This window comes from Nonomuraea sp. NPDC050394 (genome assembly GCF_044459065.1).
Classification (GTDB): Bacteria; Actinomycetota; Actinomycetes; order Streptosporangiales; family Streptosporangiaceae; genus Nonomuraea.
Map to the genome: position 1 here is coordinate 227152 of NZ_JBITIO010000007.1, position 14416 is coordinate 241567.

A 14416-nucleotide genomic window follows, 5' to 3' on the forward strand; every position below is an offset into this window, starting at 1 on the left:
GGGTCGTGCCATGGTCCGCGCCGATGCCGAACGCAACATCGAAGCCATCCTCGCCGCCGGACAACGCCTGCTGAGCGGCGATCCCGGTGCGAGCGTGGCGGAGGTGGCGAAGGCCGCGGGCGTGGGCCGGGTCACCCTTTACGGGCATTTCCCATCACGCGAGGACCTGGTGGACGCGGTGCTGGCCCGCGCGATCGCCGAGGCGCACGTGGCGCTGGACGACCCGGAACTGGCCACGCTGCCCGCCCCCGACGCGCTGGCCCGGCTGGTGGGCTCGTCCTGGGAGATACTCAACCGGCACAGCCGCCTGTTCGTCGCCGCCGACCGCACGCTGCCGACCGAGCGCATCCGCGAACGGCACGCCGAACCGCTCAAGCGGGTGGAGAAGCTCATCGAACGCGGTCGCGACAGCGGCGACTTCCGTACGGACGTGCCGGTGTCGTGGCAGGTCAGCTCGTTCTTCGCGCTCCTGCACACCGCGGCGCAGGAGGTGGAGTCCGCCCGCCTCGACGGCGGGGAGGCGGGCGGCGTGCTCGTCACGTCGCTGCGGTCTCTGCTTTCGGCTCGATCCCCGTCAGCAGGTTGAACGCGCCGGTCAGCAGGTTCAGCGAGACCAGGCCGACGACCTCGGCGATGACCCGGTCGCTCCAGCCGTGCGCGCGCAGTTCCGCGACGTCCTCGTCGGTGAGCGAGCCGGGGTCGGCCAGCACCCGCACGGCCACGCCGATGAGCGCCGCCTCGCGCGCGTCGGTCGAGGTCCCCTGGCGGGCGAGCTCCACGTCGCCCTCACTCAGCCCGGCCGCGAGCGCCGCGCGCTCGTGCGCCTGCTTGCACATCGCGCAACCGATCCACTCCTGTACGGCCAGCGAGATCTTCTCTGACAGCGGCCGGGGGATCTTCACCCGTTTCATGGCCCGCGAGAAGGTGAGATAGCCCTCCAGCAGCGCCGGGGAGTGGGCCATGGTGGCGACCATCTCGCCCGCCGAGCCGCGCCGTTCGATGATGTCGTTCAGCAGTTCACGGGACCTGGCCGGGGCCTGCTCGGGCTCCAGGGCGTTCAGGCGTCGCATGCTTCCTCCTCAGTTGATACCCCCTGAGGGTATAAGCAAGACCGCTCCACTGGCTATTCCCAGCCCCAGGGAGACCGCGGCGCAGACGTAGGCCACCCACCCGTTCCCCACCGGCCCGGCCTCCCCGCCGGAGTACAGCGGCCGGATCCAGCGCAGGTAGTAGAACAGGCTCGCCACCGTGTTGAGCGCGGCCACCACCGCGAGCCACGCGTAGCCGCCCTGCCACGCCGCCGCGAACACCAGCACCTTGCCGACGAACACCGCCGTCGGCGGCGTGCCCACCAGCCCCAGCAGGCAGACCACCAGCGAGAACGCCAGCCAGGGCGAACGCCTGGCCAGCCCGGCGTACCCGGAGAGCCGGTCGGTCCCGGCCGCGGCGACGACCGCGAACGCGCCCAGGTTCGTGACCGCGTAGGCGGCCACGTAGAACAGCAGCGCCGGCTCCGCCAGACCGCCGCGGCCCGCCATCGCCACCGGCACCAGCAGGTACCCGGCCTGGCTCACGGTCGAGTACGCCAGCAGGCGGCGCACGTTGTCCTGCGCGAAGGCGGCCAGGTTGCCCAGTGTCATCGTCACCGCCGCCAGCACCGCCAGCAGCATGGGCTGGTCGAAGACGTCCTGGGCCAGCCGGTACAGCGCCACGAACGCGCCCGCCTTGGGCACCGTCGTCAGGAACGCCGCCACCGGCCTGGAGGCGCCCTCGGCGGCGTCGGGCACCCAGAAGTGCCCGGGTACGCCGCCCGCCTTGACCAGCATCCCGGCCAGCGGGAGCACGACGGCCACGCCGGGGGCGGCGCGGTCCAGCGCGGGGTAGGCGGTGGCGCCGGCCGTACCGTAGACGAGGGTGACGCCGGCCAGCATGAGCACGCCGAGGAAGGCGCCGAGCAGGTAGTACTTCAGCGCGGCCTCGGTGCCCGCGGCGTCCTTGGCGAAGCCGGTGAGCGCGTAGGCGGGGATGCTCGCCAGCAGGTACGCCGCCACCAGCACCAGCAGGTCGTCGGCCCCCGCCAGCACCAGCGCGCCGAGCGCGGCCAGCATGACCAGCGTGTACACCTCGCTCTCCCGCCGGTCGCCGCGGGCCCGCGACCTGGCCAGGGGAAGCACGAGCAGGGTGGCGGCAGCGACGGTGAGGCGGGCGACGTTCGTGGGCAGGTCGACGGCGAACGACTCGAAGGCCATCACGTCGGGACCGCCGATGACGGCCAGCGTCGCGGCGAGCGAACCGGCCAGGGCCGCGGCGCAGATCCAGGCCACGACGCCCTGCCGTCCGCGCGGCACGAACAGGCCGGTCAGCAGGCCGAGCACCGCTCCGGCCAGGATGAGCAGCTCGGGGAGCAGGTCGAGCGGATTCTCCGCCATGCCGGTCATCGGCTCACCAGGCTCACCAGCGCGGCGGAGAAGGGTTCGATCAGGTCCAGCAGCCAGCGCGGAGCCAGGCCGATGACCAGGGACAACACCAGGAGCGGCGCGACGGCCGCCAGCTCGCGCGGCCGTACGTCGGAGACCTCCAGCTCGCCCGGCGCGCCGAGGAAGGCGCGGTGGAAGACGCGCAGCAGCAGCGCGGCGGTGATCAGGATGCCGAGGATGGCGAGCACTCCGGCCACGACCGCGCCCGCCCCGATCACGCCGGTGAAGATCTGGAACTCCGCGATGAAGCCCGACAGGCCGGGCAGGCCGAGCGAGGCGAAGGCGGCCACCGCCACCATCGTGGTGAACACCGGAGCGGTCCCGGCGATACCCCCGTACCTGCCGATGTCATAGCTTCTGGCCCGATCCCAGAGCACACCGGTCAGCAGGAACAGCGCTCCGGTGATCAGCCCGTGGCTGATCATCTGGGTGACCGCGCCGCTGACCGCGAGCTCCCTGGCCCGCCCGGCGCCCGGGGCCAGCCCGGCCGCGCCGAACGCCAGCACGATGTAGCCCATGTGGTTGACCGAGGTATAGGCGATCAGGCGCTTGAGGTCGTCCTGGGCGAGGGCGACCAGCGCGCCGTAGAGCACGCTGACCACGCCCACCGCCATGATCACCCAGGCGTACGCGCGCCACGCCTCCGGCAGCATCGGCATCGCGATCCTGGCGAAGCCGTACGTGCCCATCTTGAGCAGGACGCCGGCGAGGATCGCCGAGCCCGCGGCGGGTGCGTCGGTGTGCGCGGGCGGCAGCCACGTGTGGAACGGCACCGTCGGCGTCTTGACCGCCAGCCCCACCCCGATCGCCAGCAGTACCACCGCGGGCACCACGGGCGGCTCGGCGATCAGCTCGGCCATGTCGAACGTCCCGCCGCCCAGGTAGAGGCCGATGAAGCCGAGCAGCAGCGCCAGCGAGCCGAGGAAGGTGTACAGGAAGAACTTCAGCGCCGACCTGGCCCGGTCGCCGTGGCCCCAGCCGGCGATCACGAAGTACATGCCGACGATCGACAGGTCGAAGAAGACGAAGAAGACCAGCAGGTCGAGCGCGGCGAACAGGCCGACGGAGACGGTCTGCAGGAACAGGAACAGCGCCGCGTACGACCTCGGCCGCCCCGTCTCGCGCCACGAGTAGACGGCGCACAGGAGGAACAGCACCGCCGTCATCGCGATCAGCGGCAGCGACAGCCCGTCCACGCCGACGTGGTAGCCCGCGCCGACCGACGGGATCCAGCGCAGCCGGGTCTCGTAGCCGATGCCGCCGTCGTAGCCGGCCCACATGGCCACCACGAGCGCCAGGTCCACGGCCGTGGCGCCCAGCCACACCCAGCGGGCGCTCACTCCGGGCACCGCCAGCAGGGCCGCCGCCAGCAGAGGCAGGAAGATCACCAGGTCGAGCACCGCTCACCTCACCAGCGCGATCGCGACGGCCAGGATGATCAGGCCGACGGCGGCCTGGGCGAGATAGGTGTGCGCCTGGCCGGTCTGCGGGCGCCTGGCCAGCCGCCCCAGCCCCATGGCGGCGACGCCGACCGCCCGCACCACGCCGTCCACCCCCATCTCGAACGGCGTGCGCGCCAGCCTGGCCGCCGCCATCCCCAGCCTCGGCACCGCCTCGACGGCACCGTCGACCACCCGGTCGTCGAACCACGCCGCCCCTCTGGCCAGCGCGAGCAGCGGCCGCCACACCACGGCCCGCGCCGCGGCCTCCAGCCCCAGCCAGCCCGTCAGCACGCGTGGCTCGGGCAGGCGTACCAGCGCGGTGAGCACGGCGGCGGCGGCCAGCACCCCCGACAGCGCCAGCGAGCCCGCGTCCGCCCGCGCGGCGCCGGGCTCGCCCAGCAGCCCGGACCACCAGGCCCAGACGGCGGGCAGCCCGACGACGCCCAGCACGGCCGCGCCCGCCGCCAGGACCGGCAGCGGCGCCCACGAGAGCGTCTCCGGTGGCCGCCCGTCCGAGCGGGAACCCCGCCAGACCGCGACCAGCGCCCTGCCCGCGTAGGCGGCCGACAGCGCACCCGCGGCCAGCCCGATCGTGTGCAGCCAGGGGTCGTGCACGGCCGCCAGCACGCTGTCCTTGGTCACCCACAGCGACAGCGGCGGCAGCCCCGCCAGCGCCAGGGCGCCCACGGCGAAGCTCGCCCCCACGACCGGATAGCGGCGGCCCGCCCCGCGCAGCCCGGACAGGTCCTTGGTGCCGAGGGCGGTCAGCCACGCGCCCGCGCCCAGGAACAGCAGGCTCTTCACTGCCGCGTGCGCCACCAGGTGGGCCGTGCCCCCGGCCACCGACCCCATCACCATGAACCCGAGCTGCGCGCACGTGGAGGCGGCCAGGAGTTGCTTGAGGTCGCGCTGGGCCAGCGCCACACCGCCGAGCAGCAGCGCGGTCAGCCCGCCCGCCCAGGCCACCAGCGGCCCCGCCCACCCCGTCGCGACGAGCAAGGGCTGCACCCTCAGCAGCAGGTACGCCCCCGCCGCCACCATCGTCGCCGAGTGCAGCAACGCCGAGACCGGACTCGGACCGGCCATGGCCCGCGACAGCCAGAAGGAGAACGGAAGCTGGGCCGACTTGCCGAGCGCGGCCACCACGATCCCGCCCGCCACCAGGTCCCGCCACGGCTGCGGCAGCTCGGGCAGTCCGGCCAGCCCGAGCACCTGCCCGGACGTCGCGCCCGCGGCGAACGCGGCTCCCGCGGCCACGTACAGGCCGAGGTCGCCCGCGCGCGTGGTCACGAACGCGACCCCCGCCGAGGTCACCCGGTCGCCGTCGCGCCACCAGTAGCCGATGAGCGCGTACGACATGGCGCCCATCACTTCCCACCCCATCAGCAGCACGGTCAGCTCGGTCGCGGTGACGGTCGCGAGCATCGCGCCGACGAAGATGAGCATGAGGCCGTAGAACCTGGCCTCCCGCAGCTCGCCCGTGGCGAACACCAGCACCGCCAGCGCCACCGCCGCCACGGTCACCACCATGACGGCCGACAGCCCGTCGACCGCGAAGCCGGAGGTGAAGACCAGGGGGAAGCTCGTCGTGGGCCGGGCCACGGCGGCCCAGACGGCCAGCGCCAGGGTGGCCGCCGCCGTGGCGACGGCCGTGGCGCGCGGGGCCCGCCGTACCAGGAGGAGCAGGGCACCGGCGGCGGCGGGCAGGATCCAGATCATCCCTTGAGGTCCCCCGCGCCGTCGGTCGTGTCCACGTCGCGGGCGCGGAAGATGGCGGTGGTCACGGCGAAGCCCATCGCCATCTCCAGCGCCATCACGGTGACCGCGACGAGCACGAGGACCTGGCCGTCGGCCGTCTGAGGTGCCACGAAGTACCAGAAGGCACCGCCGGCCACGATGAGGCCGTTGATCATGAGCTCCAGGCCCATCATGAGCATGACGATCGACTGCTGGGACAGCGCGCCGTAGAGGCCGATCGCGAACAGCGCGGCGGCCAGCAGCAGGAAGCCCTCAAGCGTCATAACGGCCCCGCCGCGTCGCCAGCACCACCGTGGAGATCATCGTGGCCAGGATCGCGACCCCGATGACCATCATGACCAGCATCTTCGGCCCCATGATCGACATGCCGAGGGCCTCGGTGGGGTCGGGCGGCGGCGTTCCCTGGCGGCCGGGCAGGTCGGTCATGAAGATCCCGGCCACCAGCAGCGCGAACACCGTCGCGGAGATGGCCGCCGCGCCCTTCTTGTTGTGCAGCATCGACATGGGCATGAGTCCCGCCGGGTTCATCATGAACATGATCATGAAGACGGCCATCACCACCATCTCCATGATCATCATCAGGATGATCAGCGCACCGAGATAGTGCAGGTCGATGAGGAAGAACGTCGCGCCGACCGCGATCAGCGAGGCCAGCAGCGCGAACGTGGCCCGCGCCATCGAATCCACCACGAACACCGCGATCCCGCTCACCACCGCGAGCACCGCCAGGATCCAGAACGCCATCACATCACCACGATCCCGACGACGAGCAGTTGCAGCAGGGACAGCGGGATGAGCACCATCCAGGCGAACGTCATGAACCTGTCCATCCGTACGGCCGGCACCCGCCGCCCGATCCCCGCGAACAGAGCCAGCACGGCCACGGTCTTCACCGCCGTCCACGCCCACGCGGGCAGCCAGGGCCCGGCCCCGCCGCCCAGGAACAGCGGCACCGCCGCCGCGGCCGCCACCACCAGCAGCGCGTAACGCCCCGCGAGGAACACCAGCCGGTCCGGCCCGGCCAGCTCGGCCGTCACCCCACCGGCGATGCCCGCCCCGGCCGGCTCCCCCATCGGCCCCCAGAACGCCATGGCCAGAGCCGAGATCAGGTACACGAGGAACGCCACCGGCATCCACACCACGAACCAGAGCTCCCGCTGAGCCGCCACCACGTCGGCGAACCGCAGCGACCCCGCCCCCAGCGCCACCGTGATCAGCGCGAACATGTGCGGCAGCTCGTAGGCCAGCCCCTGGGCCACGAACCGGTACCCGCCGACCAGCGGGAAGACCGAGTTCACCCCCCAGCCGGCCAGCCACACCGCCGCCCACGCGCCGACCTCCATCGCGTTGAACCACACGATCCCCACGCCCAGGTCCAGCACCGCCCGCTCGCCCACGGGCAGCACGAGCGCGGCCAGCACCGCGACGACCGGCAGCGTCACCACACCGAGCCGGGTGAGCGGCAGGTCGGGCAGAAGCGTGCGCCGGTGCCCCACGACCAGCCCCCGCGCCACGCCCGCCCCGTTCCTCTCGCTCAGGGCGACCGCTGCCACCAGCACCCCGAGCCCACCCACCAGCCCGGCCACCTCACCCACGCCACCCACCAGCCCGGCCGCCTCACCCACGCTCCCCACCTCGCCCGTGGGCCGCCTCGGGAGAGAGCTGGGCCAGATCGGGATCGAGACTGGCCACGATCAGCCGCGCCTCGGCCAGCTCGGCGCCCTCCAGAACGCCGGGCAGAAGATCCAGGGCAGCCCGGCTGTACCCGGCCGACCCAGGGCCGTCTCCCCCAAGTCTCCGGTCGTCTCCCCGCGATCCCCGGTCGCTTCCGACCGGTCCCCGGTCGACGGTCAGCGGCGTGTGGTCCCGCAGCCGCCCGATCGCGTCATCGGCCGCGTCGAGCCGGCGGTGAACCCGGTCGAGCACGTCTCCGGCCAGGAAGGCGTGATCCATGCCGACCTGGCCGAGCCCACGCAGCATCCAGGCGAGCACCCGCGACCGCCGCACCCGCCGGGCGAAGCGCGCGTAGCCGGCGGCCACGTCGTTGTCTTCTCGCAGGAGGCGGTCGCGCAGGTGGCGGGCGGTACGGGCGGCGTCGGGCCAGCCGGCCACGGCGAGGAGGCGGCCGAGACTGTCGAGGTGCGCCGCGGCCCGGCGACGTTCGGCGGCACCGCGGGTGACCGGCTCGCCCTCGGCGGCGGCCAGCCACGGCTCGTCCCAGAAGCTCCACCCGGCCCCGTGGTGTCCAGAGCTCCACCCGGCCCCGTGGTATCCGGTCACCACCACGGCCCGCTGGATGACGTCACCCTGCATGACCGTCTCGACGACGAGCCCGTCCGGCCAGTCCGCCAGCACCGGCCCGAGCGGCACGTGCAGCCGGTCCAGCATGAGCCCGTCCCGATCCGGCCCACGCCCGGCCATCGCCACCCCGCCCACAACCCCCACGTGCCCCTCATGCCCACCCGAACCCCCACCCGAGTGCCCGTGCTCGTCGGAATGCCCGTGCTCGTCGGAGGGCGTTGCCGAGGGGGCGGTCATGTCGCCGGCGCCGCACGACATCGGGCGCCCGGTCTCCTCCGGGCGCCAGGCCGTGGTGAGGTGTTCCGCCGCGTCCCGTAGCTGGGTGGCCTCGTCGGCCAGTGACTGGCGGGCCCGTTCCAGCGCGGCCCGCACCTCGGCCGCCGTCGCGTCCGCGGGCAGGGAGACGCGGGCCCTCGGCCCCGGCACGTCGTTCCACACGATGTCGGCCGCCTCGGCCAGCCTCTCCCCCAGCGCCTCGCAGGTCACCAGGACGGCCGTCGCCGCGGGCGAGCGGGCCTGTGGCCACCCGCACGCCTCGACCAGCAGACGAAGGCGCGTACCGTACGGCCCGGCGACCACCAGCACCGGCGGCCGGGAGGCGGCGCGGCGCAGCAGCCACCCCCTCAGACCCACCGCAGCGCCCCTTCCCGCCAGGCGTAGACCACCCCGACCATCAGCAGCCCGAGGAAGAGGAACATCTCCACCACCGCGGCCGTCCCCACCTCGGCCACGACCAGCGCCCACGGGTACATGAACACCATCTCCATGTCGAAGGCCAGGAAGACGAGCGTCACGGCGTACCAGCGCACGTGGTAGCGCGACAGGGCGTGCTCGGCCGGCCGCGCGCCCGACAGGTACGGCCCCGCGCGCAGCACACCCCGTGGCGCGACGACCAGCGAGACGCAGTAGACGCCCGCGATGCCGACCGCGAGCAGGATCAGCACGACGAGCACGCCGGCCACCCCCTCACCAAGCTACTAAGATCCGTAGTTCCCTGGTGAGGGGACGCCAACCATCACGCGCGTGGCCCCGTGAGGGCCGGCGGCGATCAGCCGGACACGGTGATCGTGTCCGCCTTGCCGTCCGGGGTCTCGTCCATGGGACGCCTGCGGGCCAGCCGTACCCCTGCCAGGGCGACCAGCGCGCCGCCCACCCCCGCCAGCAGCAGCGCGTACGGCGGGAAGCCGGCGGCCTCATCCGAAGGCGCGGACGCGGGCACGGGCGCCGAGACCGGAGCCGGAGCGAGAGCCGACGCCGGGGCCGGGGCAGGGGCCGACGCCGGGGCCGGGGCGGCCACCACCCGGTCGGTGGAACCGCCGGCCGGGAAGCCGGGCGGGCGGATCGCGCCCCAGTAGTCCTTGCCGTCCCCGCGCAGGTCCTTCGGCGGCGGGTTGATCTTCAACGCGCCGGGCACGGTGAGGGTGCCGACGTCGTGCTCCTTGAACAGCCCCTGGATGCCCTCCACCTTCCACGTGCCCTTGGGGACGGCGATCGAGGTCACGTAGTGGCCCGCTTCAGGCCGCGCCGTACCGTCGAAGGTCATGGCCTTGCCGTCGGCGGCGGTCAGCCGCAGGCCCGTCTTGCCCAGATCGCCCTCGAACGGGTGCGTGCCGTGCTGCAGCACCCAGAAGCCGACCGTGTAGGTCACGCCGGGCTGGAACCGGGCCGGCAGCGGGTCCAGATAGGTCATCGCCCAGCCACCCGCGTTCGCCGGTGTCGCGAGCCAGCCCGCCGCCAGGACCAGAGTGGCGGAGAGCACGAACAGGAGTCTTCTCATGACTACACCTCCGCTGCTTGTACACCGCGAGCGGGACCGGAGGTTCCGGGCCGTAAACTGGCGTGCATGTATGAAGTCGTCGCCGCCCTCGTCCCGCCCGCGGTCGTGGCCACGGCCTTCCTGCTCGGGGTGCGTGCCGTACTCAAGCGGGAACGTGCCGACCGCGAACACGAGCGCTCCGAGTCCGCCACCCGGCCGGCCGCCCAGTAGTTTCTAGGTAAACCCGCTGCGAGGACGCAGAATGGAGGGGACGGCGAGGGAGCGAGGAGTCCCTGCCCCGTGCCCGCCCCCAACCGCGAGAACCTGGCAGCGATGCTGGACGTGCTCGTGTACGAGAACGTGCTCATCGCCTGGCGGCGCCTGTCGTTCGGGCGATACGAGATCGTGTCCAGGGACGGCGAGGAGATCATCCTGTCCACCGCCCACGCGGAGATGTGGGCCGTCGGCGCGTTCGCCGTCTATCTCGCGCTGGTGGACCAGGGGCGCATCAGCCCGCGCATGCCATGAGTTTCCGCGGCGTTCCCGATCATCCGCGCCGGTCACGACGTAGGTTGGGCGGAGCGTCGTTGGGAGATGTGGAGGATCATGGCCGAGGACGAGCGCCCCAACCGGATTCATCAGCTCTTGTTCGGAGCCATGTCGCTGGCGGGGCCGCGGGTTCAGCGGCGGCTGCTGCGCGGGTACTTCGATCTCTGGCACATCCGCGCCGACCCGTGGAGCGTCACGGTGGACGCGTACGAGCGGGAGAAGTACAAGGCCACGCTGGAGCAGGTGCCCAAGCGCGACTACAGGCGGGTCCTCGACGTGGGCTGCAGCGAGGGCTGCTTCACGATGCTCGCCGCCGCCGCGCACCCGGAGGCCGAGACGGTCGGGGCGGACATCTCCCACCGCGCCCTGCGCCGGGCCCGCGGGCAGGCGGCCCGCACGGGGTCACCGGCCACGTTCGTGCGCCTGGACATCCTGACCGAGGACGCGGGCGGGCCGTACGACCTGATCTTCGTCGGTGAGCTCCTCTACTACCTGGGCAACACCCCCGCGGTGGCCGACCGGCTCGCCGGGCTGCTGGAGCCCGGCGGCCACCTCGTCCTCACCCACTCCCGCCCGCAGGCCCGCCTCCTGCACACCCACTTCGACGGCCATCCTCGGCTGAGGAGCCTGTCGAACGAGGACGGCGAGCACGACGGCCGCTTTTACAACGTCGCGGTCTACGAACGGATCTGAGGGCTTCCCGGAGGCCTCCGGGAAGCCCTCCATGGTCAGAGGCGTTCGAGGAGCGCGCGCATCTGGGCCACTTCGGCCTGCTGGGCCGTCTCGATGGCCTTGGCCAGTTCCTTGGCCTCGGGGTCCGCGCCCTGCCGCACCTCGGTCCTCGCCATGTCGATCGCGCCGTTGTGGTGGGCGATCATGAGCTTGGCGAACATCCGGTCGAACGCCGCCCCCTTGGCCGCGGCCAGCTTCTTCATGTCCTCTTCCGACATGATTCCGGGCATGGCGTGGTCCATGCCGCCGGTGGGCAGCGGTTTGCCCCACTCCTGAAGCCAGCCCCGCATGGTCTGGATCTCCGGGTCCTGCGCCGCCTTGATCTTCGCGGCCAGGTCCTTGATCTCCTTGTCGGCGGCGCGGCCGGGGGCGAGGTCGGCCATCTCGACCGCCTGCCGATGGTGCGGGATCATCATCTGCGCGAACATGACGTCCGCGTCGTTGAAGGCGGCGGAGGTCGCCGATGGGGTCGCCGATGGGACCGCGGACGAGGTCGCCGCGGCCGGTACGGGCGGCTCGCTCCCCCCGCAGGCGGTGAGCAGGACGAGCGCCCCCGCTCCCGAGGCGACGGCCAGCGAGATCCGGCGAGACGTGCTGGTGAACATGGTGAATTGAACTCCCGTCGAAGATGAGATAGGGCCTGATGAACACCAGGTCGGCCTATATGCGCATCACGGAGAGTTCGGTGAGCCGAGGCGGCGCCCGCGCCACCCCGCGCATCCGCCACGTCCGGCGGACGGCCCGCAGGGGCCACGGCAGCATTCCTGCCCACACGACGGCGAGCAGCAGGAACACCATCGACGTCAGTACGGCCAGGCACACCACCCCGGGATCCGGCCCCGGCGGCCCATCCCCCTGGCCCAGCGCCACCGGCGCCTGAGCCACGGCGGCATGCCCTCTGTCATGGGAGAGGTGGCCGAGCGTGTGCATCCCGCACACCCCGACCACGAGCAGGACGAGCAGCAGCGTCCGCCCGAGCCGAAGCACCATGCTCACCCCCCATGACAACTACTAAAAATAGTAGCAAGGGCCGGACGCGACAGCGCCCGGCCCCCTCCACCCCGCACACCGTTCAGACCACGACGGCCTCGTAGCCCACCTCTTCCACGACGTCGATGATCCGCGCGTCGGTCACACCGTCGGCGGTCACGGTCACCCGCCCGGTCGCCAGTTCCACGTCCACCTGGGAGACCCCGTCAACCTTGCCGATCTCGCCCTTCACCTTGTTGGCGCAGCCGTTGCAGGTCATCCCGGTCACCGCGAACGTCGTCGTGCCCATGTGGTCCCAACCCCTTCTCCATAGATACCCCCAACGGGTATGGTCAGCAACATACGCATCCGACCGCCGGAAGCGCAAGTCCTGCCGATATACCCATAGGGGGTATAGTCCTCCCCCATGCGAACCCTGAACAAGATCATCGTGGTGGGCGCCTCGCTGGCCGGCCTGCGGGCCGTGCAGTCGCTGCGCCAGGAAGGCTTCGACGGCGAGATCACCCTCGTCGGCACAGAGACACACCTGCCCTACAACCGGCCGCCGCTGTCCAAGGGCCTGCTGCGCGGCGACGACGACATCCTCCTGCCCGGCGCCGGCGAGCTGGACGACTCGTGGTCACGCGGACGCACCGCCGTACACCTGAACCCCGCGACCAGGACCCTCACCCTCGACGACGGCGCCGAGCTCGGCTACGACGGGCTGGTCATCGCCACCGGCGCCCGCCCGCGCCGGATGGAGGCGGCGCACACGCTGCGGACCCTGGAGGACGCGCTGGCCCTGCGCGCGGAGCTGGAGCGCGGGCACGAGCACGTGGTGGTGGTCGGCGCCGGGTTCATCGGCGGGGAGGTCGCCTCCACCGCCCGCGAGCTCGGGCTCAAGGTCACGCTGATCGACTCGGGCCGCCACCCGATGCGCGCGGGCCTGGGCGACGTGGCCGCCGCCTGGCTGGCAGGACTGCACGAGCGCGGCGGCGTCGAGCTGGTCTCGGGCGTCCGGGTGCGCGCGGTCGAGGAGGGGCGGGTGCTGCTGGCCGACGGGCGCGCGATCCCGGCCTCCCTCGTGGTGGCGGGCCTGGGCGTGGTGCCGAACACCGAGTGGCTCGACGGCAGCGGGCTGCCCGTCAACGACGGGGTACTGGTGGAGGAGACGCTGTTCGCGCGCGGGTCCGCGCGGATCGTGGCCGCCGGCGACGTGGCACGCTGGCCCCACAGCCTGTACGGCGGCGCCATGGTCAGGGTCGAGCACTGGTCCAACGCCAACGAGCAGGGCGCCGCCGCGGCCCGCAACCTGCTGGCCGGCCCCGGGGAGTCCCGGGCGTTCACCGACGTGCCGAACTTCGCGACCAGCGTGCACGGCAGCCGCATCCAGACCGCCGGCCTGCCGCACCTTGCCGACACCGCGACGGTCGTGACGGGCTCGCCGGAGGAGGACCGGTTCGCCGTGGCCTTCACCCGCGAGGACGTCCTGGTCGGCGCGGTGGCCGCCAACTCCCCCAAGGACCTGATCAAGCTCAAGCGCCGCATCGCGGCCGGACAGCCCATCTACGATGACCAATAGTATCTGGGCCATGCCCAGAATCCTCGCCTGTCTCCTCCTCCTGGCCGCCACCGCCTGCGCGCAGGAGCCGCCCGCCGCCGGACAGGATCCCGGCATCGGCCACGTCCACGGCGTCGGCGTGGACCCGGCCGACGGCGCGGTCTACCTGGCCGCCCACTACGGCCTGTTCAAGGTCACCGGCGAACGCGGCGCCGAGCGCGTGGCCGGGCGCGTCCAGGACCACATGGGCTTCACCGTGGTGGGCCCGCGGACGTTCCTGGCCAGCGGCCACCCCGGCGAGGCCACCCCTGACGCCCCGCCGCACCTGGGCCTGATCCGCACGACCGACGCGGGCGCCACCTGGACCACCGTCTCGGAGAAGGGCGGCGCCGACTTCCACGCGCTGGAGCCCGCCGGCGCCGACCTCTACGCCTTCGACAGCGTCACCGGCCGGGTCCGCGCCAGCGGCGACGGCGGCAGGACCTGGACGCAGGGTGCCACGGAGCAGGTGAACGACCTGGCCTTCTCGGGCGACCGCCTCTACGCGGCCACCCGGGACGGCCTCAAGGTCAGCGCCAACCGCGGCATGGACTTCGAGCCGGTCCGCAAGGCGCCCCCGCTCACCCACGTGGCCGCGGCCGGGAAGCTGACCGGCGTCGACACCGGGGGCAGGATCCACTCCAGCGGCGACGGCGGGCGTTCGTGGCGCCCGGCCGGCACCTTGCCGGGCCCCGCGGTCGCCTTCGCGGCGATCGGCGAGAACCGCCTGCTGGCGGTCACCGAGGACGGGGTCGTGCACGACTCGGGCGACGGCGGTGGTGTGTTCAACGTACTCTTCAGACCGGCGAATACCTGATGCCCGGAGAGACCT

At 72.6% G+C, this 14416-nt stretch carries 19 protein-coding genes; 6 read left to right on the plus strand and 13 right to left on the minus strand.

The genetic code is table 11. From position 1 onward, the window contains the following. Nucleotides 1–10: 10 nt before the first annotated feature. Entirely contained in the window at nucleotides 11–586 is a 576-nt protein-coding gene (locus tag ACIBKY_RS27675) for a TetR/AcrR family transcriptional regulator (RefSeq protein ID WP_397100870.1), read from the plus strand. On the opposite strand, the gene ACIBKY_RS27680 is transcribed toward ACIBKY_RS27675, so the two are convergent. From ACIBKY_RS27680 to ACIBKY_RS27725, 10 genes are all read right to left on the minus strand, one after another. Beyond that, nucleotides 537–1070 carry a carboxymuconolactone decarboxylase family protein gene (locus ACIBKY_RS27680; RefSeq protein WP_397100872.1) on the minus strand — a complete coding sequence of 178 codons (534 nt, stop codon included), beginning with the start codon at nucleotides 1068–1070 and terminating at the stop codon, nucleotides 537–539. The two genes, ACIBKY_RS27675 and ACIBKY_RS27680, sit on opposite strands and share 50 nt — an antisense overlap. A gap of 9 nt (nucleotides 1071–1079) precedes the next feature. Further along, complete coding sequence (locus ACIBKY_RS27685) at nucleotides 1080–2438, minus strand: NADH-quinone oxidoreductase subunit N (RefSeq protein WP_397100874.1); 1359 nt, start codon at nucleotides 2436–2438, stop codon at nucleotides 1080–1082. Beyond that, nucleotides 2435–3877: a NuoM family protein gene (locus ACIBKY_RS27690; RefSeq protein ID WP_397100876.1), complete on the minus strand. Its 1443-nt coding sequence runs from the start codon at nucleotides 3875–3877 to the stop codon at nucleotides 2435–2437. Before ACIBKY_RS27690 ends, ACIBKY_RS27685 begins: the two co-directional genes overlap by 4 nt. A gap of 3 nt (nucleotides 3878–3880) precedes the next feature. After that, the gene (locus ACIBKY_RS27695) at nucleotides 3881–5638 is read right to left on the minus strand and encodes an NADH-quinone oxidoreductase subunit L (RefSeq protein ID WP_397100878.1); all 1758 of its coding nucleotides are present in this window, start codon (nucleotides 5636–5638) and stop codon (nucleotides 3881–3883) included. Beyond that, the gene (gene nuoK, locus ACIBKY_RS27700) at nucleotides 5635–5940 is read right to left on the minus strand and encodes an NADH-quinone oxidoreductase subunit NuoK (RefSeq protein WP_397100880.1); all 306 of its coding nucleotides are present in this window, start codon (nucleotides 5938–5940) and stop codon (nucleotides 5635–5637) included. The genes ACIBKY_RS27695 and nuoK overlap by 4 nt, the downstream gene beginning before the upstream one ends. Beyond that, entirely contained in the window at nucleotides 5930–6421 is a 492-nt protein-coding gene (locus ACIBKY_RS27705; protein WP_397100882.1) for an NADH-quinone oxidoreductase subunit J, read from the minus strand. The genes nuoK and ACIBKY_RS27705 overlap by 11 nt, the downstream gene beginning before the upstream one ends. Further along, nucleotides 6421–7302: an NADH-quinone oxidoreductase subunit H gene (locus tag ACIBKY_RS27710; RefSeq protein ID WP_397100884.1), complete on the minus strand. Its 882-nt coding sequence runs from the start codon at nucleotides 7300–7302 to the stop codon at nucleotides 6421–6423. The genes ACIBKY_RS27705 and ACIBKY_RS27710 overlap by 1 nt, the downstream gene beginning before the upstream one ends. After that, nucleotides 7295–8611 carry a hypothetical protein gene (locus ACIBKY_RS27715; protein ID WP_397100886.1) on the minus strand — a complete coding sequence of 439 codons (1317 nt, stop codon included), beginning with the start codon at nucleotides 8609–8611 and terminating at the stop codon, nucleotides 7295–7297. The genes ACIBKY_RS27710 and ACIBKY_RS27715 overlap by 8 nt, the downstream gene beginning before the upstream one ends. Beyond that, nucleotides 8602–8931 carry an NADH-quinone oxidoreductase subunit A gene (locus tag ACIBKY_RS27720; protein WP_397100888.1) on the minus strand — a complete coding sequence of 110 codons (330 nt, stop codon included), beginning with the start codon at nucleotides 8929–8931 and terminating at the stop codon, nucleotides 8602–8604. Before ACIBKY_RS27720 ends, ACIBKY_RS27715 begins: the two co-directional genes overlap by 10 nt. Nucleotides 8932–9026: 95 nt before the next feature. Next, nucleotides 9027–9755: a hypothetical protein gene (locus tag ACIBKY_RS27725; protein ID WP_397100890.1), complete on the minus strand. Its 729-nt coding sequence runs from the start codon at nucleotides 9753–9755 to the stop codon at nucleotides 9027–9029. Nucleotides 9756–9821: 66 nt separating this feature from the next. On the opposite strand from ACIBKY_RS27725, the gene ACIBKY_RS27730 reads away from it, so the two are divergent. The 3 genes from ACIBKY_RS27730 to ACIBKY_RS27740 all read left to right on the plus strand — a co-directional run bounded on the left by ACIBKY_RS27730 (nucleotide 9822) and on the right by ACIBKY_RS27740 (nucleotide 10976). Continuing rightward, complete coding sequence (locus ACIBKY_RS27730; RefSeq protein ID WP_184974673.1) at nucleotides 9822–9965, plus strand: hypothetical protein; 144 nt, start codon at nucleotides 9822–9824, stop codon at nucleotides 9963–9965. A gap of 69 nt (nucleotides 9966–10034) precedes the next feature. Then, nucleotides 10035–10262 (plus strand): hypothetical protein, encoded by a 228-nt coding sequence (locus ACIBKY_RS27735; protein ID WP_379609570.1) that lies wholly within the window; start codon nucleotides 10035–10037, stop codon nucleotides 10260–10262. 78 nt (nucleotides 10263–10340) lie between these two features. After that, a complete protein-coding gene (locus ACIBKY_RS27740) occupies nucleotides 10341–10976 on the plus strand; it encodes a class I SAM-dependent methyltransferase (RefSeq protein ID WP_397100892.1) in 636 nt (211 codons plus the stop codon). Nucleotides 10977–11011: 35 nt separating this feature from the next. On the opposite strand, the gene ACIBKY_RS27745 is transcribed toward ACIBKY_RS27740, so the two are convergent. From ACIBKY_RS27745 to ACIBKY_RS27755, 3 genes are all read right to left on the minus strand, one after another. Then, nucleotides 11012–11620 carry a DUF305 domain-containing protein gene (locus tag ACIBKY_RS27745; RefSeq protein WP_397100894.1) on the minus strand — a complete coding sequence of 203 codons (609 nt, stop codon included), beginning with the start codon at nucleotides 11618–11620 and terminating at the stop codon, nucleotides 11012–11014. A gap of 55 nt (nucleotides 11621–11675) precedes the next feature. After that, on the minus strand, nucleotides 11676–12005 hold the full coding sequence (locus ACIBKY_RS27750) for a hypothetical protein (protein WP_397100896.1): 330 nt from the start codon (nucleotides 12003–12005) through the stop codon (nucleotides 11676–11678). Nucleotides 12006–12087: 82 nt separating this feature from the next. Beyond that, nucleotides 12088–12294 (minus strand): heavy-metal-associated domain-containing protein, encoded by a 207-nt coding sequence (locus ACIBKY_RS27755; protein WP_397100898.1) that lies wholly within the window; start codon nucleotides 12292–12294, stop codon nucleotides 12088–12090. Between the two features lie 117 nt (nucleotides 12295–12411). Between ACIBKY_RS27755 and ACIBKY_RS27760 the strand changes: the two genes are divergently transcribed. Together ACIBKY_RS27760 and ACIBKY_RS27765 are read left to right on the plus strand one after the other, a co-directional pair. Beyond that, the gene (locus ACIBKY_RS27760) at nucleotides 12412–13566 is read left to right on the plus strand and encodes an NAD(P)/FAD-dependent oxidoreductase (protein WP_397100900.1); all 1155 of its coding nucleotides are present in this window, start codon (nucleotides 12412–12414) and stop codon (nucleotides 13564–13566) included. Between the two features lie 10 nt (nucleotides 13567–13576). Further along, complete coding sequence (locus ACIBKY_RS27765) at nucleotides 13577–14401, plus strand: F510_1955 family glycosylhydrolase (protein ID WP_397100902.1); 825 nt, start codon at nucleotides 13577–13579, stop codon at nucleotides 14399–14401. Nucleotides 14402–14416 lie beyond the last annotated feature (15 nt).